Source organism: Microbulbifer sp. A4B17 (assembly GCF_003076275.1).
Classification (GTDB): domain Bacteria; phylum Pseudomonadota; class Gammaproteobacteria; order Pseudomonadales; family Cellvibrionaceae; genus Microbulbifer.
Map to the genome: position 1 here is coordinate 3,878,058 of NZ_CP029064.1, position 20,949 is coordinate 3,899,006.

Below are 20,949 nucleotides of genomic sequence, written 5' to 3' on the forward strand. Positions count from 1 at the left end.
AAATACAGTAGTTACCGGTTAGTCTTAAATTTTCGATTGGCCATTATACGCATCTATCGCATATGACCAATGTCAATGGGATACAGAGGGCATATTATACTCATCAAATGCGCCTCCCCCTGAGTGCTTTCTCAATTCTCCAGCCCCCCCAAACACAAAGCGAGCCCATCCAGGGAAGAGGAATCACTATAAGAAATAACCCCAGGCCCAGGGACCCTACAAAATATGCCAAACTCCGCGGCCACACCGTGATAAAAGCTCGTAGTAAATGAAGCAACAATTTCCTCTATCCAGCGCTATATGCAGCGATTCCACCTGAAGACGTGTGTATAATCAGCGCAAAGAGGAGTCACGAGTGTCCCAGAACCGATTTCTACAAGATTGGGCCCTACCCGCCCTGATAGGCCTTGCCATGGCCGCCCTGCTCTTGGTTATATTCCCACAACTGCGTGGCGTCGCCCCCAAAGCCAATGGAAATAATGTCCAGGGCCCGGTTTCCTACGCCCACGCCGTGAATATGGCTGGGCCCGCTGTAGTCAATATCTACACCCGCATGGCCATGCCTCAGCGCCAACATCCCCTGTTTAACGACCCCCTTTTTAGGCGTTTATTCGACAACATGGATGTCCCGCAAAGACAGAGGATGCAATCTAACCTTGGGTCAGGGGTCATCGCCAGCGACAATGGTTATATTTTAACTAACCATCACGTGGTCGATCAGGCAGATGCTATCGTTATTCTTTTGGCCGATGGAAGGGAAGCACAGGCCAAGCTTGTAGGAAGCGATGCAGATTTTGATCTGGCCGTTCTCAAAATTGACCTCGACGGCCTGACTTCCATCTCTGTAGGCGAACCCGACAGGGCTCAGGTAGGTGACGTCGTACTGGCAATTGGCAACCCATTTGGAGTCGGACAAACCGTTACCCAGGGTATAATCAGCGCAAAAGGTCGCCACCTCGAGAACTCTGGTACCGGTAGCTACCTGCAGAACTTTCTGCAAACTGATGCTGCGGTCAATCCAGGAAACTCCGGCGGTGCTCTGGTTGACTCACGCGGACGCCTGCTCGGCATTAACACATCAATCCTCAATCAATCCGGCTATTCCGGCGGCATCAGCTTCGCTATTCCCGCCAATATCGCCTTTAAGGTAATGCAGGATATTATTGCTTACGGCCGCGTCGTACCCGGCTGGCTGGGTATTGAAGCTCGCGGCATCAGCCCTCAAATGGCCAAGGAGTTCAATTTAAACTCTACTGGCGGCGTAATGGTAACAGCCATTTACAATGAAGGTCCCGCTCACATTGCCGGCCTCAAGCCAGGAGATGTCATTACACATATCGATGGCCTGCCCATCGGCGATGGCAAGCAAGGGGAGGCAACCATGGCCACCCTTCGCCCTGGCGACACTATCTCCATTACCTTTATTCGTAATGGAGCGTCCCACACTGTTGAAGCAACTGTTTCAGAAGAGCCCCAGACAAAGACAACAATAGAATAAATCCTTAAGGAGAAGTCTCTATGCGCTCACTGTTTTTAGCCTTGCTTTTTACAATAACTGCAACTCCCGCAGCGGCTGGGGATCGAGAAGATTTACATAAACTGCTGACCCATTTTCTTGGCAAAGCTGCCACTGACTCCAAGGCCCACCAACGATTCTGGGCCGAGGAGCTCGTATACACCAGCTCCGCAGGGAAACGCTTTGGAAAAAGCGAAATTATGCAAGGAATGCAAACCCCTCCTAAAGAGCCCATAACAATGAGTTATGCCGCCGAGGAAATTGACATCAGACTACTGGGGGATACCGCTATTGTTGCATTTAAGTTATCTGCAAACGACAGTAGTAAAGGTGAGCAAAGTTACTACTTCAATACCGGTACATTTATAAAGCGGGATGGTGAGTGGCGTGCTCTAGCCTGGCAGGCTACCCGCACCCCCTCCACAAACTAAAATTTTTTATAAAAACCCCGGCAGAAGGAAACCTGCAGGGGTCTATAAATCAAGATTCCTTGACCCGAAAACCCGCAGAGCGGGCATGGGCTTCCAACCCCTCACCGAGAGCAAGGGTACGCGCTACGCGCCCCAAAACATCGGCACCTTTTTCCGAACAGTGGATAACCGAGCTACGCTTCTGGAAGTCGTAGACTCCCAAAGGGGAGGAAAATCGGGCAGTGCCACTTGTGGGAAGGACGTGATTGGGGCCTGCACAGTAATCCCCCAAAGCCTCCGCTGTATAGCGTCCAAGGAAAATCGCTCCGGCATTGCGAATCTTTGAAAGGTAAGCCTCCGGATTATCTACCGAAACTTCCAAGTGCTCCGGTGCAATACGGTTAGAGATCTCTATCGCCTGCTCTACGGACTCTACCTGAATCAAGGCCCCGCGATCAGCAAGGGAGCGGGAAGCGATCTCAGCTCGGGACAACTCAGCCAGGAGTCGCTGCAATGAGCTCTCAACCTGATCTAAATACTCGGCGTCCGGGCACAACAAAATAGACTGCGCCTGCTCATCGTGCTCAGCCTGCGAAAGCAGGTCCATTGCAATCCAATCTGGGGAGGTTCGCCCATCGCAAATCACCAGAATTTCAGAGGGGCCCGCGATCATATCGATAGCAACATGACCAAAAACAGCCCGCTTGGCACTGGCAACAAAGATATTACCCGGCCCCACTATTTTATCTACAGCAGGGATTGACTCAGTACCATAAGCCAGCGCCGCTACTGCCTGGGCACCCCCTATCGTAAAAACCCGGTCCACTCCGGCAATTGCCGCCGCTGCCAATACCAGGTCGTTCAGGTCCCCTTTCGGCGCCGGCACTACCATATTAACCGCATCCACTCCAGCCACCTTTGCTGGAATTGCGTTCATAAGGACGGAAGAAGGGTAGCTTGCTTTACCCCCGGGAACATAGATACCGACACTTTGCATGGGGGTAATTTGCTGGCCCAATACAGTTCCATCAGCTTCCGTATAGTGCCAGGATTCCTGCCGCTGATGCTCATGGTAGCGCCTAACTCGATCAGCAGCCGTCTCCAGGGCATCGCGCTCCTCGGTATTAATACGCTCCAGAGCTGCAGTGAGCTCAGTTGCCGGAAGGGCAAACTCTTTTGCAGCTTCGAGATCTCGATGATCAAAGCGGTTGGTAAACTCGATAACAGCCTTATCACCTTGAGAGCGAACCCGCTGCAATACTTCCGCAACGATATTTTCGACCTCTTGATTTGCCACTGCTTCCCAGGCCAGTAGCTGCTTCAATTGGCCATCGAAATCTTTATCGACCGTATTTAGCCGACGAATTACTTTGTTCGTCATAATGCTTCAGAGATCTACTTGGTTTGTGCCACAGCCGCTGCCAGCTTCTCAATCAGACTGTTGATTCGTGCATATTTCATTTTCATGGCTGCTTTGTTGACAATCAATCGACTACTGATTTGCGCGATAGTCTCTCGAGCTTCAAGGCCATTGGCCTTTAGCGTATTGCCACTATCCACAATATCTACAATCTCGTCGGCCAAATTCATTAGCGGAGCAAGCTCCATAGCCCCATACAGCTTAATGATGTCAACCTGACGACCAATAGAGGCATAGTGCTTTTTGGCACTTTGTACAAACTTGGTAGCGACCTTGATTCGGCCACTGGGCAGTTGCCCTCCTTTGACACCAGCGGTCATCAGGCGACAGCGAGCAATACCGAGATCGAGGGGTTCGTAAATACCATCGGAACTGTGCTCGAGTAGCGTGTCTTTTCCCGCCACACCGATATCAGCAGCTCCATGCTGCACATAAGTGGGCACATCCACGCCCCGCAGCAGAAGAAGATGCACCCCTTCGCAATTCGTTGGAAATATCAACTTGCGACTCTTAGTTAGATCCTCAGCAGGCTCCAACCCCGCCGCTTTGAGAAGCGGCAGAGTCTCCTGCAGAATCCTTCCTTTTGTCAGTGCGATTGTAATTTGTGCAGTCATTATGGTTTACGCCAGTCCGTCAATCGGCTTTAAAGATAATTTGGCAGCAACTAGCCCGGAACACGCCGAATATTCGCGCCGAGCTGTCGAAGCTTCTCTTCGATACATTCGTAGCCGCGATCGATATGGTAAATACGGTCCACCATAGTGGTACCTTCCGCCACCATGCCAGCAATAACCAGGCTGGCTGATGCACGCAAGTCAGAAGCCATTACAGGAGCACCCTTGAGTTTTTCAACACCGGTAACAATTGCCGTGTTGCCCTCCAGTGTGATATCCGCTCCCATTCGATTCAGTTCATGCACCTGGATCAGGCGGTTCTCAAAGATTGTCTCGACTACCGTACCCTTTCCTTCCGCCACAGCATTCATTGCTGTGAACTGCGACTGCATGTCAGTGGGGAAGGCAGGGTAAGGCGCTGTGCGAAAGCTCACCGCTTTAGGGCGATTGCCTTTCATATCCAGCTCAATCCAGTCGTCGCCACAACTTAAGTGGGCGCCGGCCTCTTCGAACTTGACCATCACCGCATCGAGGATATCAGCGCGAGTATTGAGCAACCGAACTTTACCTCTCGCCGCAGCAGCTGCAGCCAGGAAAGTGCCGGTTTCAATACGGTCAGGCATAACGGTGAACTTGCAGGGGGTGAGCTTGGGAACACCGTGAACACGCAGGGTGTCAGTGCCAACCCCTTCTATCTGAGCCCCCATCGCGATAAGGAACTCTGCCAAATCGACGATTTCAGGCTCCCGCGCAGCGTTGTGCAGAGTCGTAGTTCCCTCTGCTAGTACCGCTGCCATCAGCAGGTTCTCAGTGCCACCAACCGTCACCTTCTCCATGACGATATTGGCGCCCTTAAGGCGACCATTGGAGCGAGCCCGGATAAAGCCACCATCGATAGTAATCTCCGCACCCATAGCCTCGAGGCCCTTAAGGTGTATATCGACCGGTCGACTGCCGATTGCACAACCTCCGGGGAAGGAAACATTTGCCACCCCATGCCTGGCCAGCAAGGGCCCAAGCACAAGAATCGAGGCCCGCATGGTCTTAACCAGCTCATAGGGAGCAGTCAAGTCATTTACTGAACGGGGGTCTATTTCAACACCCAGCTTTTCATCAATAGTGACATCACACCCCATACACCTGAGCAGGGTAATCATGGTGGTAATATCGTTGAGATGCGGCAAATTATCGATTTGCACAGGCCCGTCAGCCAATAAAGCAGCAGCCAATATTGGCAAGGCTGAGTTCTTCGCGCCGGAGATGCGCAAAGTTCCGGAGATTGGGCTGCCGCCCTCTATTATCAACTTATCCATTCGATCTCTTATCTAGATCGCCAACACCTCAGCGGCAATGGCAGGTTAACGACTGGCTTCTTCTGGAGTCAGAGTCTGCATTTGCACGGCATGCAAGGTGCCATCGGCGATTTTTTCACCAAGAGCGGCATAGACAAGCTGTTGTTTTTTTAAGCGACTCAGACCTTCGAAGGCACTGCTCACCACAGTCACCATCAGATGACTACCTTCGAAAGCCACTTCAACAGTGCTATCGGGAATTTGCCCTTCGATCAGGGACTTGATTTCGTCTGGTTGCATAGGAGGGAATTGCGATTAGTTAAAAACAGCACGCAAGTGTACTTGAATCAATCGGAGTGCGCAGCTGCGCACTCCGAAGTTCGCAGATCAACTCACTTTATTCGCTGCATCGTCTGCCGCCGACCAATTGGAAATCACCTTATCGATATCTCCATAAGTCTGCATTGACTGCGAGAACTGGCTGCGGAAAGTTTTACCCAGGTTAACTCCGTTTAGAATTACATTGATCAACTTCCACTGGCCCGCTCGATTGCGCACCAAGGTATACGAAACTTTTGTGATCCCCTCTTTACTGCGAACTTCCTGCAGCACATTGACGCGATTGCCCTGCGGGGTAGTACCAGGGTTAACCACTTTTACATCAAGGTCGCCAAAATTTGCCACACCGCGGGCAAATGTTGCTACCAGGTCACGGCGGAAAGCATTCGTAAAGCGTGAGCGCTGCTCCGCGGTCGCCTGCTTGGCATAGCGCCCCATAACACCCCGAGCGATAAAGTCGAAATCAACAACTGGGGTCAGCACCCCCTCAACAGCACTGTAATATCTTTGCGGATCTGAATTTGCATACTGAGCGTTGGAGCGAATTACACCCAGCAACTCATCGGAAACCCCTTTAATCATTACATATGGATTTTGGGCTGCATTGGCTGCAGGCACCGCTGCAGACGCAAAAACAACACAAAGCGCAAACCTAATCCACCGCGACAAACCGTTCCGGCCAATCCAAAATGATGCGTTCACAAATTATCTCCAATTAGCAAATCATTCCTTGGACGCATATGGCAGAATTTAGTGCCATAGCAATACCACATATCAACCTTCCCGCAGCCCAACTGAGAGTGTGTCGATCATCCATTGAGTGACATAGCTGACAGCGGAGACGGCAAACTATACCATGGCCGCACCCGGTAATGTGGCGGTGTACGAGTGTGTCATTTGACACTACTGAGAAGAATACTGGCTTTTTCCACCGCCAGCAGCCCGCTAATATAGATTAGCACGACAGCAAAAAGTCGAGTCCTTATCGAGAACTGGGCTCATATGACAAAAATTATCCACGCTGTCACATAAGGAAATATGGAAACTGCCGCATAATAAGGCAGTTCACAACAATTTGTTATAGAGCATTAGTAAGCGATTTGAGGCAGTTGATGACACAGGATCTAATTTTGGAAGCTGGGCGCCGCACCGTCCGCATGGAAACTGAAGCGGTTGCAGCACTGGAAAACAGAATTAACGGCGAATTCCAGCGAGCCTGTGAAATGATTATGCAATGTCGCGGTCGCACAATTGTTACCGGTATGGGGAAATCTGGACATATCGGCCGCAAGATTGCTGCAACACTTGCCAGCACTGGCACACCAAGCTTCTTTGTTCATCCCGGTGAGGCAAGCCACGGTGATCTCGGCATGATCACCCGAGACGATGTTGTTATTGCTATTTCCAATTCTGGTTCCTCTGCCGAAGTCCTCACCTTACTTCCTCTGCTAAAGCGCCTGGGCATCCCGTTGATTAGCATGGCCGGAAAAACCGACTCCCCACTTGCACAAGCAGCGGAAGTCAATTTGGATATTTCTGTAGCCACAGAGGCCTGTCCTCTCAATCTGGCCCCCACTTCATCAACCACGGTTACTCTCGTGATGGGAGACGCCCTTGCAGTAGCACTACTTGAGGCCCGCGGCTTTACCGCCGAAGATTTCGCTTTCTCCCATCCAGGAGGTGCACTCGGCCGAAGGCTTCTATTGAAAGTAGAAGATGTGATGCATGCAGGGGATGAACTTCCGCAGGTAACCCCAGATACCCTACTATCAAAAGCCCTATTGGAAATGACTAGTAAAGGCTTCGGTATGACAACCATTGTGAATGCCGATGACGAACTGCTCGGGGTATTTACCGACGGGGACTTGCGCAGGGTAATCGATCAAAAAATTGAACTCGACAAGGCTACTATGGAAGAAGTAATGAGCCGCCGCCCCAAAACGGTCTCCGCTGACACGCTCGCTGCAGAGTCCTTGCGAATTATGGAAGACTATAAAATCACTGCACTCGTGGTGGAAGATAAGGCGCACCATCCAGTAGGTGTACTCCATATGCACGATATTCTGCGCGCCGGTGTTATCTGAGATAATCACAAGCTATTAATACGCAGTTTTGCCCACGCGACCAAAGGCGAAGAGAGATAATCCCGGTGATACCCGAACAGCAAATAAATGATTCTTTGAAAAATATCCGTTGGCTTGTCCTGGATGTAGACGGTGTACTGACAGACGGCAAGCTTTATTTTGACAACAGCGGCAACGAACTCAAAACGTTCCACACTCTGGATGGACACGGCATTAAAATGCTGCAGAATTCCGGAGTTCGCGTAGCAATTATTACCGGCCGGCGCAGTAACGTCGTAGAGCGCCGCGCACACGACCTGGGTATCAATAAATTGATCCAAGGACGGGAAGACAAGTTTACCGCCCTACAGGAACTGCTCTCTGAGGAGTCGTGCCGTCTGGAAGATATCGCCTATGTGGGTGATGATTACCCCGATCTATTGGTGATGACCAAAATCGGATGCCCTATTGCGCCACCCAACGCTGCCCCGCCTGTGCGGGAGCGGGCCCTGTGGATTACCGGCGCCCGCGGTGGTGAGGGGGCCGTGCGCGAAGTGTGTGATCGCATAATGATTGCCCAGGGGACTTTTGACGCCGCGCTCGCCCCCTATATTGGAGAAAAGTAATGCGCTCCTGGCTGCCTCTCGTACTGGTCATTCTGCTCATCAGTGCAGGGCTCTGGTTTTCCGAGAGCCCGCCAGAACAGTTCCTTGGCAAAAGACCCACTCCACAGCAGCAAAATCGCGCTGCCGACCTTATTATCAAAGGGGCTGAGACTCGCCATTTTGACCAAACAGGCAACCTAGCTTATCGCGTCGATGCGGAACAAATTACCTATTTTCAATTTAAACGCCGAGATCGCGCCAACCTGAAAGAACCGCGCATGCTCTTCTATACGGACGACCAACCCAAGTGGGCAGCCCGCTCTAAGCGCGGTATTGCCTTCAATCGGGGGAAACGCATAGTGCTCAATGGTGATGTTCAAGTTGATGAACTCCCAACCCCGGATGGCATCCAATTAAAAACGCAACGGCTTACGATCTTCCCTGACAGGGAATTCGCCGAAACCGACAAAGTTGTTACTATTAGCTCTGGCCCCAACCGGACTGAAGGGACGGGCATGCGCGCTTACCTGAAAGAAAACCGGATGGAAATTCTATCCGACGTGAAGAGCAGCTATGACACCCAATAACCGCCACCTCCCAATCTTGAAGGCCTTCGCTGCAATTACGCTGGCAGCTTTTACTGCTGTAGCGCAGGCATTGCCCGATGACCGGACCCAGAAAATCTCTGTGGGCTCTGACTCCATGTCGGCCGACCGAGCCAACAACCTGGTGGTTTATACCGACAATGTAGTCATCACCCAGGGATCTTTGCAAATCAGGGCGGACAGAGTAGAAGTTTACTTTACCGCAAGTGATGAAATAAGCAGGGTTGTCGCCGTGGGCCGCCCGGCACACTTCCAGCAACGGATCCTGGACAGCCAGGAGCCGGTAAAAGCTCATGCTGAGCGCATAGAGTACGTCATCAGCTCTGAAGAACTACAGCTCAACGGCCAGGCTTATATCGACCGCGATGGCAACACCCTGACTGCCGAGAAAATTGACTACGATCTCGCAACCGAGCAAATGAGCGCTCGCAGCCAGCCGGGCCAAGGCAGAGTTGAGATGATCTGGAAACCTGAAAGCACCGAGACCAGCGAACCCGCCGGCACCGACGCCAATCAGTAACCCAGCAGAGCTTTAAAGCCTGTAAAAACAGCGCTATTTACAATGATGTAATCCGCAGCCTTATATGGCTGCGGCCAGATTTCAGGACTCACTATGCCAACGCTACAAGCGTTACACCTCGCCAAACAATACAAGAAAAGAAAAGTTGTTCAAGATGTCTCCGTCAGTGTCTCCAGTGGACAGGTCGTTGGCTTGCTGGGACCCAACGGAGCCGGTAAAACAACCTGTTTCTATATGATCGCAGGGCTGGTGCAAGCCGACGCCGGGCAAGTCCTGATCGACAACGAAGATATCACCCGCCTCTCAATGCACGGCCGCGCCCGTAAAGGAATCGGTTACTTACCCCAGGAGGCCTCTGTATTTCGGCGCCTGTCAGTACGCGACAACATTCTCGCAATCCTTGAAACCCGCAAGGGACTCAGCCGGGCCGAGCGCGAAAAACAGGCCCAGGAGCTGCTCGAGGAATTCAATATAACCCACATTGAAAACAGCCTCGGAATGGCCCTCTCCGGGGGGGAGCGACGCAGGGTAGAGATTGCCAGAGCCCTGGCTACAGACCCCAGTTTTGTCTTGCTCGATGAACCCTTTGCCGGTGTCGACCCTATTTCTGTGAACGATATCAAGCAAATCATTCGCCACTTGCGCGACAGGGATATCGGTGTCTTGATCACAGACCACAACGTGAGAGAAACCCTGGATATCTGTGAAACTGCCTATATTGTCAGCGAAGGCCACATTATCGCCTCTGGAACACCAAATGACGTACTGGCCAATCAACAGGTACGCGAAGTCTATTTGGGACACGAATTTACCATTTGACGGCAAATGGTGACAAATGTAATCAAACAGTCAGTATATCGAGAATCACATCATATTTTACAAGCGGACTGACTCCTCAAATCACAATAGTCGGCACGCTTATTGCTTGTAATAGTTTGTAGGCCGGGGTAGTCTGCGCCATCTCGGGTTAACTTTGACAACCCCATTGTCGCACTGGCCTGCACCCCTAAACTATGAAGCAGTCTCTCCAGCTCAAGCTCGGCACACAGCTAACCATGACCCCGCAGTTGCAACAGGCAATACGCCTCTTGCAACTCTCAACACTGGATTTACAGCAGGAAGTCCAGGCAGCCCTCGACGGCAACCCAATGCTGGAGGCTGAAGGTGAGGATCTGGCTCCAACAACAAACACAGAGACTAACGGACAGCAAGAACTGCCACCCTCCACCACAAGTGAAGAGATAAACCACACCGCCAGTGAGGAAAAAGAGCTCGGAGAGACAGACTGGAGCCAGGATATCCCCACAGAGCTGCCGGTTGATTCTCATTGGGACGATATTTACAGCAGCTACAGCGCTCCTTCGGAGGGCGAAGACCCCAACTTCGAGCGCAACACCTCCACCGACACACTCCAGGATCACTTGCTCTGGCAATTAAATCTCACTGCACTATCCAGCCATGACAAGTGGATTGGCGAGCACCTCATTGATGCCATAAACCCAAATGGCCTGCTCAACACCAGCGTTAATGACGTTGCAACTTCCCTTCAAGTTGAAGAGGATGAGGTGGTTGCAGTCCTAAAAGCCGTACAACAATTCGAACCTGCCGGCTGCGGCGCACGGAGCCTTCAGGAGTGCTTGTTACTCCAGCTCCACCAGTTGCCAGAGGAAACTCCTTGGTTAAAAGAAGCGCAGACCATTATTGAGCGCCACCTGGAATTACTAGGGAAAAGAGATTTCAGGCAGCTCAGCCGACGTACACGCCTAAATGAAGCCCAGCTCGGCGAGGTAATTCGCCTTATCCAAACCCTCACCCCTAACCCAGGAGAAGAATTTAACGGCGAACAACCCGCCTATGTCATCCCCGATATTATTGTGTCTCGCAAGGAGCATCGCTGGCTTGTCGAGCTGAACCCGGAGATTACCCCCAAGATCCGTATCAATGGCCACTACGCTTCTCTAGTAAAACGGGCTGATAACTCGCAGGAAAATAACTTCCTTCGGGACCATCTTCAGGAGGCACGCTGGTTCCTTAAGAGCTTACAGAGTCGCCACGACACCCTACTAAAAGTCGCTACGTCCATTGTGGATAAGCAGCAAGGCTTTTTTGAGGAAGGCCCAGAAGCAATGAGACCGATGGTTCTGGCAGACATTGCTGAAACCATTGGCATGCATGAATCCACCATATCCCGAGTGACCACCCAGAAATACATGCTTACACCACGCGGGGTGTTCGAACTCAAGTACTTCTTCTCAAGCCACGTCAGCACAGATTCCGGTGAAGATGCCTCATCCACTGCTATTCGGGCCCTTATTCGTAAACTGATTGATAGTGAAGTGCCACGAAAACCGCTTTCAGATAATAAAATCACCCAGGAATTGGATAAACAGGGCATCAAGGTTGCGCGCCGAACGGTAGCGAAATACCGCGAATCCATGGGTATCCCCTCGTCAAGCGAAAGGAAACGGCTAATTTAGTGCCCTCCCCTGGCCGACCAATTATTTTGACCCACGATTCACCAGCAGTCACCACCTGCTGGCGCCCTCCACCGCCCAGCCTGCAACCAAAACCCAAAATTTGAGTGTATCCTTCCATTCTGGCCCACTTCCTAGTAGGGTTGCGACCCGATAGGGGGGTGAGTGCCGGCTTGTGATGCACCGTTAAGGAGAAATCCATGCAGATCAATATCAGTGGCCACCACGTCGACGTTACCTCACCTATGCGCAGCTACTGCGAAAGCAAAATGGAGAAGCTGTCCAGGCATTACGACAACATCACCAACGCGCAGGTTATTTTATCTGTCGAGAAGCTGATCCAAAAAGCTGAAGCGACAGTACATATCAATGGTCACGACCTCTGTGCTGGATCTGAGGACAGAGATATGTACGCGGCAATTGATGCGCTCACCGATAAGCTGGACCGCCAACTGAAAAAACACAAAGAGAAGTTGCAGAACCATCGCTGAACTATGACACTGGAAGCATTACTCTCTCCCCGCCTCAGCCTTTGCCATCTGGCGGGGAGCAGCAAAAAAAAGCTACTGCTCAATATTGCCCAGGCCATCGCCGAACAATATCCCCAACACGACTCCGATACAGTTTTTAACCAGCTGATCGCCCGTGAGCGCCTGGGCTCCACCGGTATAGGTGATGGTGTCGCCATCCCCCATTGCAGGCTGCCCGGCTGTGATAGCCCCATCGGGGTTCTCTGCACCACTCAGCCCGCCATAGATTTTGACTCTGTCGATCGCCAACCTGTCGACTTACTGTTTACTCTCCTGGTCCCCGAAGATGCGGAACAGGAGCACTTGGATACGCTGGCAGAGATTGCCGCTCTGTTTTCCGATAGCTTGGTAAGAGATAAGCTAAGGCAGGCACAAAGTAGTGATGAGCTCTATGCCCTAGCTATTGACAGCACTGCGGCCGCCTGAGGACGTTTCGGTTAACGACTGACGCCCAGCACTGAAATGCGCCCCCGGTGCCCGGGTAGTGCAGCAAGCGGAATAATAAAGACTTGACCAAAGAGAAGGGCTCTCTATGCGCTTGGTGATAATTAGTGGCCGCTCTGGATCCGGCAAAAGTTCTGCCCTACAGCTATTGGAGGATGTCGGTTTTAACTGCATCGACAACCTTCCCACCAGTCTGCTCCCGGAGCTGGTTAAACGGGTAAGAGCACAGCCGCCTAAAGAAAATACCCCGCTGGCCCTGGGTGTCGATGCCCGTAATCTCTGGCAGGACATCAGACAGGCTCCGGGCGTTATTGAGTCCCTGCGCGAGGCTGGTGTCCAGTGCGATGTTATCTACCTCGATGCCCGCGAGCCGGTGTTGGTTCAGCGATTCAGCGAGACACGGCGCAAACACCCCCTCAGCAACGATTGCACTCATTTGCTCGAAGCTCTCAATCAGGAAAAAGAGCTGCTCACCCCCATCTCCACTATCGCGGATATGGTTATTGATACCAGTACCCTGAGCTTGCACCAGTTGCGCGAATTGATAAAAAACCGCGTTGTCGGTGAACAATCAAGCAGTATGGCAATCCTGTTCCAATCCTTTGGATTTAAGCATGGGGTACCTGTAGATGCGGACTTGATATTTGACCTCCGCTGCCTACCCAACCCTTATTGGGAGCCGGCCCTTAGGGAAAAAACCGGAAAGGATATTGAGGTTGCGGAGTTCTTGCGCTCACACCCTGAGACAGCAAAGATGGAGGCCGACATAACCGGCTTTCTGGAGAACTGGCTGCCCTATTACCAGAAAAGTAACCGCAGCTATACCTGTATCTCTATCGGCTGTACTGGAGGGCGGCATCGATCTGTGTACATGGTCGAGCAGCTGGTAAAGAAGTTTTCCAAAGAGTTCGATAATGTGCAGATCCGCCACCGGGAACAGCAAAAATAAATTTTCGCCAACCAGAGCTATGCAGAAACACCAGCTTACCATCATCAACAAACTCGGCTTGCACGCCCGTGCCGCAAGCAAGTTCGCTCAGACCTCCTCTCGGTTCTGCTCCAATATCAAAGTGCACTGCCAGGGCAAGGCCGTAGATGGAAAAAGCGTTATGGCCCTGATGTTACTGGCCGCAGGCAAGGGCACAGAGCTGGAATTGGAAATAGAGGGCGCTGACGAAACGGCTGCCCTGGAAGCTATCAGCTCACTGATCTCCGATCGATTCGGCGAAGCCGAATAGAGGCCGGTATACTATTGCCGGGAAAAGGCTCATCCATAAATTTTTAATCATTGGGCTTTTTCACCACCTCCCACATTCACCATTAGCAGTAAGGATTTGTTGTGCCCAGCTCCCCCCAAGCCGAAATTAAATTCCGCGCGCAGAATCAGCTGGGTGAGCTGTATGCCGCGCTGGATAGCGGTACAGGGCAAGAAGTTCGGCGCATGCTCAAGACCCTGACTCCCCAGAGTATTGCGCAGCTGCTGGAGAGCTCCCCACCGCGTATTCGCCAAGTGCTTTGGAATCTGGTGGACAGGGAAATAGAAGGTGAAGTCCTGCAGGAACTCACCGACGATGTGCGCAGCCAGATTCTCGCCACTATGGATACCGAGGAAATGGTAGAGGTGATGGAAGGCCTGGATGCCGACGACATCGCCGATATACTCCAGCAGCTGCCAGAGCGAGTCGTTGCCGAAGTGCTCTCGTCGATGACGGAGACCGACCGACTCAGGGTTGAAAGTGTCCTCGCCTACGATGAGAGCACTGCCGGCGGCTTGATGGATACAGACACCATCTCTGTCCGCCCCAACCTTACGCTGGATGTAGTACTTCGTTACCTGAGGCGCCATGAGCAGTTGCCAGAGTCCACCGACAGCCTTTTTGTTATTAACCGCAGGGGCCAGTATATCGGCCTCTTACCACTGTCCAAACTCCTTACTACCGACCCATCGGTAACAGTTCGCGAAGTGGTCAATACCGATGTGGAGCCAATTCCGGCAGATATGCCCGACACCGAAGTTGCGCGGCTATTTGAAAAGTATGACTGGATTACCGCTCCCGTAGTCGATGAGGACAATCGTCTTCTAGGGCGTATTACCATTGATGATGTGGTAGACGTAATCCGCGAAGATGCGGATCACTCACTGATGAGCCTCGCTGGCCTCGATGAAGAGGAAGATACCTTCGCCCCCGTAAGACGCACCGCACGGCGACGGGCCGTATGGCTGGGTATAAACCTGCTCACAGCACTTCTCGCCTCCTGGGTAATCAGCCTCTTCCAGAATACCCTGGACAAAGTGGTAGCACTGGCAGTCCTGATGCCAATTGTCGCCAGTATGGGAGGCGTGGCCGGCAGCCAGACGCTGACGGTTGTCATTCGCGGTATGGCCTTGGGCCAGATAGGGCGTAGCAACTTGAGTTGGCTGCTCTCCCGTGAATTGGGCTCTGCAGCGCTCAACGCCCTGCTCTGGGCTTTGGTGATGGGACTGATAACCGCCATGTGGTTTGGCGATATATGGATTGCGGTCATTATCGTTGCTGCCATGATAATCAACCTGTTAACCGCCGCACTCGCCGGAGCCATATTACCCGTTGCATTACGCGCCATGAATATAGACCCCGCACTGGCCGGCGGGGTAGCCCTGACTACAGTCACCGATGTAGTGGGCTTTATGTCTTTTCTGGGCTTGGCTACCTGGTACTTTACCTAAGCCCCCTTATCTACCGAAAGCGAATTGAAGATGTACGAATACGACGATTACGATGGCGACCTGCCAAAAAGTAAAACTCAGGTCAAAAAGGAAATGCATGAACTGCAGGATCTCGGCAAGCAGCTGACCGAACTCTCCAAGGCCCAGCTGGCCGAAGTCCCCATTGACGAGGACCTTCAGGAAGCGATCGAGACCCTGCACCGGATCAAATCCAACGAGGCCCGCAGGCGTCAAATGCAGTACATCGGCAAGCTGATGCGCAGTGCCGACCAAGAGGCCATTGAAGCGATATTAAACCGCTTTAAAGAGCGAGACCAACAGCACCTGCGATTCGACAAAATGGCCGAGGATTGGCGCAAACGGCTGCTGAAAGAGGGCAACAGTGCCCAAGGCGAATTCTTCAATCAATACACTGGTGTCGACCACCAGCAACTGCGACAACTGATTAGGGATTCCCACAGGGAAATCAAAAATAATAAGCCACCAACCAATCAGCGTAAGCTATTCCGCTATCTTCGCGACTTCTTTATTCAGGAAGCAGAATAAGGTCTCAGGGCGCTGTCGTGTAAACTAGCAGTCAGCGCCCCGCCCCCACTCAGACTACAGGGAATTATGGTGCATTCTTATCCCCTGGGGCGGGTACAAAATCCAGGGCAAGAGAATTGAGACAATAGCGAAGCCCGGTTGGCCCTGGACCATCTTTAAAGACATGCCCCAAGTGCTCCCCGCACTTCGACAGCACCTCCGTTCGCTTCAATCCCCAGCTGTAATCGTCCTTTAAAACAATATTTTGTGGGTAGGCAACATCCCAAAAACTTGGCCAACCGGTGCCCGATTCATATTTTTGCTCGGAGCTGAAAACTGGTAAACGACAGCCCGCAGTGACGTAGACCCCCTTCTCTTTGTTGTACAGAAGCTTTCCACTAAAAGCCCGTTCAGTGCCTTTTTTCCAAAGTACCTTATAGCGGTCTTCCGGTAAAATTTGCTTCCATACCGACTTCGGTATCTGATCGAGGTCTGTCCCTTCGGCAATATGCTTCTCAGCTTGAGCGACTGTCATCGTCTGGTCGCGCTGGTGGTCATCTGCCTCAGAGCACGCAGAAAGAGTGACGGCGGTAAAAAGAAGGAAGGGAAATAATGAATACAACGCCATCTACAGTGCTCCTTTCACAGGGGATCATCACTAAGATTAGATGGCTATTGCACGCTATCCCTGGATATTAAAACTCAGGCTGCAGGTGGGGACTTCTCTTCAGAACTGACCCCAACCTGTGTCTTATTCTCCTCATTCTCCAGAACCGCGCCCTCACGTTTGGCGCCATCTCCATCAAACAGTTTCTCAAATCGCATTTGCGGGTCTGCCCAGCCACCACTAATTCGGTAACTGACACTGGCGACCTTTTTAACCTGCTTTTTAAATGCCTTACTGATCAGGTAGACACCAGCAGCTGCAGGCAGACCACCGGCCAAGGCTGCAACCAGAGCCAGGTTGTTGCCTACTGGCAAAGTAGCCACCAAAGTTAAATCCAGATCCTCGCGGATTAAATTAACCCTTCCCGCCATCTGCAGCTCACTGGTGGGCCCCTCCACCTGGATGGGTACTGCGATAAGGAGCTGGCCATCGCCTTCAAAGACCACTTCACCACGCACCCGATCAAAGGCCATACCACTTTTGTAGAGATCGGTAAAATCCAGGCGCAAACGCCGGGCCCAGGTATCAAAATTAAACAGTGACAGTAGGCGCAATACAGTGGAGCCCGTCGCGCCGGTTGAACGCAGGAAGCGTCCGTCGCGAATATCAATCTTGAGCTCTCCAGAGAGAAGACTACCTTTTAGCTGGGTTGGAGGTCCGGCCCACTTCAAAGCAGTTTCAAAGCTCGCAGACTTGCTCTCAATCAACGGTTCATGGCCCATCTTCCGCTGGATATCTGCAAGATCATCAGCAACCAACCGACCGATAAACTGCGAGGATTGCTGTCCCTCAGAATCCCTCATCCACACCAGTTCTGCACCTACCTCACCACTGTGTTTGCCCTGTCCCTCAAGACGGAACCCCCTTACCGCGCCATGGATATCACTCACCACCAGGCGATCTGCTGATGGCCTCAGCTTAAACGACCAGGGACCCAGCGCCTCCTCACCAACCTGGAGGCTTTCAGTACTGAAATCGATCTGCGGCAAACTGGTAAAATCAAACTCCGCCAATGGGTCCGATACCACCTCCTCCATAAAGGGGTCCAGAGACAACACCTCTTCATCAAACCCAGGCCGCTTCTCTGGCTGAGGAAGACGTAAGTGAGCGAGTTTAAAGCGCAGCGGAGCGCTGCCATCCAACACTCCAGTTAGATCACCCGCAACCCTTTCACTATCAAATTTCAGCTTCCAGTTTGCCCCTACTCCTTCACCGGTAACATGGATATGCTCAATATCCACAGAGCCCAACTGCAACCGATCGGTACTGAGATCCAGTCGTATCGGGATCGGCTCGCTCACCACCTCGGCGACTTCTACGGGCTTTTCTTCTGCATCAACAGCGGCATTATCTTCGCTTGGGCTCACCGGCTCAGAGGATTGATAAATACCCAACAGCGCCTTCCAACGGGGAAGGTCCACACTGGAAATATCCCCGGTGACTGTTAACTCTCGATTAGAGGGCAGAATTGCCTCAGCATTCAACGCGATTGCAGCGCGATCCAACTCTCCATTGATGAGCCAAAACTGCCCCTGCAAATGCTCTCCGTAGTCCATATGGAACAGGCTGCCCTGCTCTCCAATCGGCGCACGCAATACAAAGTTGGTTTCCACTTCCGCAGTCTTGCCTAGGGGCTCAGGCAGGTTTACAGCCACACCAGCGAGGTTGGAAGTGAGTTCAAACACTGCGGCGTAAGGCGCTTCCTTTGATTTTGCAGGGATGGTAACCAAAGCCTGGTAATCCATCTCACCTTCCAACCATTGCAGCTCCGGGCGCGAACTCCAAGCGTGTACTGATTCAACCAGCGCATTGCCATCGATAACCACCTGGGTATCCCGTGCATCCCCTTCACCAAAGTGCTGGATACGCGCAGTTAGTGGCCGTCCCCACAACTTGCCATCCAGCCGGGTCCCCTCAAGACCCGACCTGGTGTCATATTTAACCAAGCCTCTCAGCTCGGTCGTATTCAGGCGCAGACCTTCCAGTTCGAGAGCAGCACGATTTAAGTTGAGTTCAACCTGCTGTTTAGGCTCTATCGATGCCTGTCCCAATGGCAGAGTCAAAGACACAGCGCCATCAAGCTGCCCGTTAAGGGTCCAATCATCAAAGGCCGTGCCTAAGTGATCCCTGAGAGGTGATTCACGCAACAGTCGCAGCCCATCGGCTGCGGGCCCAGTCACGTCAGTTTGCACATCCAGGCGCGAACCTCCGCCTGCCTGGGGAATTACCGCAACATGAATATTCCCCGCATCCATATTCCAAAGCTTGGCTCTGTCAGCGTTGACCCGCACAGTGTCATCATCCAGCAACAAGCGACCGTCAACGCTCCTGACCCCGGGCCAGTCACTGGCGTAGTCCAAGCTCGCATTAGAAAAGTCGAGCGCCAACTGAATAGTTCTGCGCTTGGCGTGAGCGCCGAGAAGTCTAAGGGCTTCATCCTTGCCATCTTTGCGATAACTACTGCCGCGATAGATAAAGGCCGCACTCTCAACTCGCCCCTGATTATCCTTGCCCAGACCGGTTTTCAACCACTTGCGCAAATCATCACTGACAACAAATGGCACCAGCTCTTCCTGGGTAACCACTCCCGTATCTTTCAATGACAGGGAGAGGACCAGATCTGCCGGCCTTGTCTGAGCGTAAAAAGGAAGTGACAGCATAAACTGGCCACCAACCTGGCCAAGTTCCCCGTCCAGCATCAGTGGTCCCGAAAAGACACTGACTTCGTTCAACTCCTTATTAACACTCCAGGCGATGGTGCCGCTGGCCTGCTCAAACCCGAAAGCGTTTTTATACAAGCTCGGAAAGTGCGCACCGAGGGGAGTGCCATCGAGTTCAACCCGACCGTTAGTGCCCTCAACCCGCAGGTATCCACTCAGCTGGTCAATAGCCGGGGCTCCCCGGAACGCCTCAACCGAAATATCTTTCAGGTTTGCACTGATCTCTAACTGCTGGTCAGCACCTGCTCGCAGACGCACTCGGTGTAACTGGCCGCTGGGCTTGAGCGCACGCAACCACTCATCGGCAGCCCCCTCAAGCAGTGACAGGCGATTTAAGATACCACTCCAACCTGCAAGATCGACCACATCGGCCATCAGGGCCAAACCCTCTTGATCGCTGCTGACCTGCAGGTTCAGTGGCGGCATCTGCAGGTCCTGCCAATCAATTTGAATATCCTGCAAAGCCAATCGCCAGTGCTCCCCCGGCAACCAGCGTCCGGACAAATCTCCGGAAAAAGCGCGCAACGGAGCCAGTGTCTGCTCCTCTATTTCAGTATCGGCTGCCTTTTCCATAGCGGCCAGGCTTTCAACCTGAGCCAGATCCACCTGTCCAACTATGCGATAGCCGCTGAAGGCATCACTGTGAAGCCACAGGCGACCGTCTGCCCACTTCTTTCCCCTCCAGTGGAATCGGTCAGGCAATGGAGTAAGTTCATGAAGCAAACTGACAATATCTTCATCGAGCAGCAACTCGTTGAGCTGCATATAGCCGCGCAGGGAAAAGTGTTCTTTATCTTTTGGGTTGCCACGCCCCTCCAGTAAAACCCTTAAAGTCTCTTCGTCAACTTGGCTATTTTCCCCCTCTCGAGAAATAAATGCCCTCGCGGTCAACCTCTGGAAATCTCCACTATTTTCCAACTGAATTTCCGGCAGATTAATTTCAGCCAACTGCTCATCGGGAAGGCGAACAGTGATAGCCGCATCACTAATCTGGATTTTGGGGCTCAACTGGAAGAGACGAGCCGGATCTGCCACCTCTGGATTGGGTGCAGTGCCGCCTTCAAGTTTTAGCGGAGCGTCGGGGAAGCCCTCCAGGCGCCAGAGACCATTTTCATCGCGACTGAGTCCTGCGGAAAACTTGTTCATCTGCAGGTCCTTCCAGACCAGTTCCCGATTCCAGAGGCTGGAAAGCAGATCCAGTTGGAACAGCCCGTGCCCCATGCGCAACTCGCCGTGTTCACCCAGGCGCAGCCCATCCAACTGTAAGGCAACTTCAAGGGCCTCCCAGCGCAAGGATATGCGATCCATTTGCACCGGAACACCGAGCTGCTCGGTCAGCCATCGACTAATCTGCGGGCGATAATTCTCTACCTGCGGGGAAAGCAGCCGGCCCGTTTGCACGATGATTGCCAGTGCAATCACCAAACTTACCGACAGCAACCAGAATTTTCTTGCGATCCAGCGTATTACAACCATCGCTATACCCTCGCCACCGAAC

At 52.4% G+C, this 20,949-nt stretch carries 21 protein-coding genes; 14 read left to right on the forward strand and 7 right to left on the reverse strand.

Features of this window, described 5'->3' with window-relative positions; translation table 11 throughout:
• The first annotated feature begins 355 nt into the window (after window positions 1-355).
• Window positions 356-1,498 (forward strand): S1C family serine protease, encoded by a 1,143-nt coding sequence (locus BTJ40_RS17055; protein WP_238152041.1) that lies wholly within the window; start codon window positions 356-358, stop codon window positions 1,496-1,498.
• A 20-nt stretch (window positions 1,499-1,518) separates the two neighbouring features.
• Window positions 1,519-1,947: a nuclear transport factor 2 family protein gene (locus tag BTJ40_RS17060; protein WP_108734218.1), complete on the forward strand. Its 429-nt coding sequence runs from the start codon at window positions 1,519-1,521 to the stop codon at window positions 1,945-1,947.
• A gap of 49 nt (window positions 1,948-1,996) precedes the next feature.
• On the opposite strand, the gene hisD is transcribed toward BTJ40_RS17060, so the two are convergent.
• The 5 genes from hisD to BTJ40_RS17085 form a co-directional block, all read right to left on the reverse strand.
• Entirely contained in the window at window positions 1,997-3,307 is a 1,311-nt protein-coding gene (gene hisD / locus BTJ40_RS17065; RefSeq protein ID WP_108734219.1) for a histidinol dehydrogenase, read from the reverse strand.
• A gap of 14 nt (window positions 3,308-3,321) precedes the next feature.
• Window positions 3,322-3,960, reverse strand: a complete 639-nt coding sequence (gene hisG, locus BTJ40_RS17070) for an ATP phosphoribosyltransferase (RefSeq protein ID WP_108734220.1) — start codon at window positions 3,958-3,960, stop codon at window positions 3,322-3,324.
• 50 nt (window positions 3,961-4,010) lie between these two features.
• A complete protein-coding gene (gene murA / locus BTJ40_RS17075; RefSeq protein ID WP_108734221.1) occupies window positions 4,011-5,273 on the reverse strand; it encodes a UDP-N-acetylglucosamine 1-carboxyvinyltransferase in 1,263 nt (420 codons plus the stop codon).
• A 45-nt stretch (window positions 5,274-5,318) separates the two neighbouring features.
• Window positions 5,319-5,552, reverse strand: coding sequence for a BolA family protein (locus BTJ40_RS17080; RefSeq protein WP_108734222.1), 234 nt, complete (start codon window positions 5,550-5,552; stop codon window positions 5,319-5,321).
• Window positions 5,553-5,639: 87 nt separating this feature from the next.
• On the reverse strand, window positions 5,640-6,293 hold the full coding sequence (locus BTJ40_RS17085; protein WP_108734223.1) for a phospholipid-binding protein MlaC: 654 nt from the start codon (window positions 6,291-6,293) through the stop codon (window positions 5,640-5,642).
• Between the two features lie 410 nt (window positions 6,294-6,703).
• Between BTJ40_RS17085 and BTJ40_RS17090 the strand changes: the two genes are divergently transcribed.
• From BTJ40_RS17090 to yjgA, 12 genes are all read left to right on the forward strand, one after another.
• A complete protein-coding gene (locus tag BTJ40_RS17090; protein ID WP_108734224.1) occupies window positions 6,704-7,675 on the forward strand; it encodes a KpsF/GutQ family sugar-phosphate isomerase in 972 nt (323 codons plus the stop codon).
• A gap of 68 nt (window positions 7,676-7,743) precedes the next feature.
• The gene (locus BTJ40_RS17095; RefSeq protein WP_369974290.1) at window positions 7,744-8,280 is read left to right on the forward strand and encodes a KdsC family phosphatase; all 537 of its coding nucleotides are present in this window, start codon (window positions 7,744-7,746) and stop codon (window positions 8,278-8,280) included.
• A complete protein-coding gene (gene lptC, locus BTJ40_RS17100) occupies window positions 8,280-8,846 on the forward strand; it encodes an LPS export ABC transporter periplasmic protein LptC (RefSeq protein ID WP_108734226.1) in 567 nt (188 codons plus the stop codon). The genes BTJ40_RS17095 and lptC overlap by 1 nt, the downstream gene beginning before the upstream one ends.
• Window positions 8,833-9,384 (forward strand): lipopolysaccharide transport periplasmic protein LptA, encoded by a 552-nt coding sequence (gene lptA / locus BTJ40_RS17105; protein WP_108734227.1) that lies wholly within the window; start codon window positions 8,833-8,835, stop codon window positions 9,382-9,384. The genes lptC and lptA overlap by 14 nt, the downstream gene beginning before the upstream one ends.
• A gap of 93 nt (window positions 9,385-9,477) precedes the next feature.
• Entirely contained in the window at window positions 9,478-10,203 is a 726-nt protein-coding gene (gene lptB, locus BTJ40_RS17110) for an LPS export ABC transporter ATP-binding protein (RefSeq protein ID WP_108734228.1), read from the forward strand.
• Between the two features lie 194 nt (window positions 10,204-10,397).
• Window positions 10,398-11,861 carry an RNA polymerase factor sigma-54 gene (locus tag BTJ40_RS17115; RefSeq protein WP_108734229.1) on the forward strand — a complete coding sequence of 488 codons (1,464 nt, stop codon included), beginning with the start codon at window positions 10,398-10,400 and terminating at the stop codon, window positions 11,859-11,861.
• 197 nt (window positions 11,862-12,058) lie between these two features.
• Window positions 12,059-12,349, forward strand: a complete 291-nt coding sequence (hpf, locus tag BTJ40_RS17120; RefSeq protein WP_108734230.1) for a ribosome hibernation-promoting factor, HPF/YfiA family — start codon at window positions 12,059-12,061, stop codon at window positions 12,347-12,349.
• A 3-nt stretch (window positions 12,350-12,352) separates the two neighbouring features.
• A complete protein-coding gene (gene ptsN / locus BTJ40_RS17125) occupies window positions 12,353-12,814 on the forward strand; it encodes a PTS IIA-like nitrogen regulatory protein PtsN (protein ID WP_108734231.1) in 462 nt (153 codons plus the stop codon).
• A 106-nt stretch (window positions 12,815-12,920) separates the two neighbouring features.
• A complete protein-coding gene (gene rapZ / locus BTJ40_RS17130) occupies window positions 12,921-13,781 on the forward strand; it encodes an RNase adapter RapZ (RefSeq protein ID WP_108734232.1) in 861 nt (286 codons plus the stop codon).
• 19 nt (window positions 13,782-13,800) lie between these two features.
• The gene (locus BTJ40_RS17135) at window positions 13,801-14,070 is read left to right on the forward strand and encodes an HPr family phosphocarrier protein (RefSeq protein ID WP_108734233.1); all 270 of its coding nucleotides are present in this window, start codon (window positions 13,801-13,803) and stop codon (window positions 14,068-14,070) included.
• 101 nt (window positions 14,071-14,171) lie between these two features.
• A complete protein-coding gene (gene mgtE / locus BTJ40_RS17140; RefSeq protein WP_108734234.1) occupies window positions 14,172-15,539 on the forward strand; it encodes a magnesium transporter in 1,368 nt (455 codons plus the stop codon).
• Between the two features lie 30 nt (window positions 15,540-15,569).
• Window positions 15,570-16,085: a ribosome biogenesis factor YjgA gene (gene yjgA, locus BTJ40_RS17145; RefSeq protein ID WP_108734235.1), complete on the forward strand. Its 516-nt coding sequence runs from the start codon at window positions 15,570-15,572 to the stop codon at window positions 16,083-16,085.
• A 64-nt stretch (window positions 16,086-16,149) separates the two neighbouring features.
• Here the strand turns inward: yjgA and msrB are convergent, their stop codons facing one another.
• Both msrB and BTJ40_RS17155 read right to left on the reverse strand, forming a co-directional pair.
• A complete protein-coding gene (msrB, locus tag BTJ40_RS17150) occupies window positions 16,150-16,692 on the reverse strand; it encodes a peptide-methionine (R)-S-oxide reductase MsrB (RefSeq protein WP_108734236.1) in 543 nt (180 codons plus the stop codon).
• Window positions 16,693-16,766: 74 nt separating this feature from the next.
• Entirely contained in the window at window positions 16,767-20,927 is a 4,161-nt protein-coding gene (locus BTJ40_RS17155) for a YhdP family protein (RefSeq protein ID WP_108734237.1), read from the reverse strand.
• Window positions 20,928-20,949: the final 22 nt, after the last annotated feature.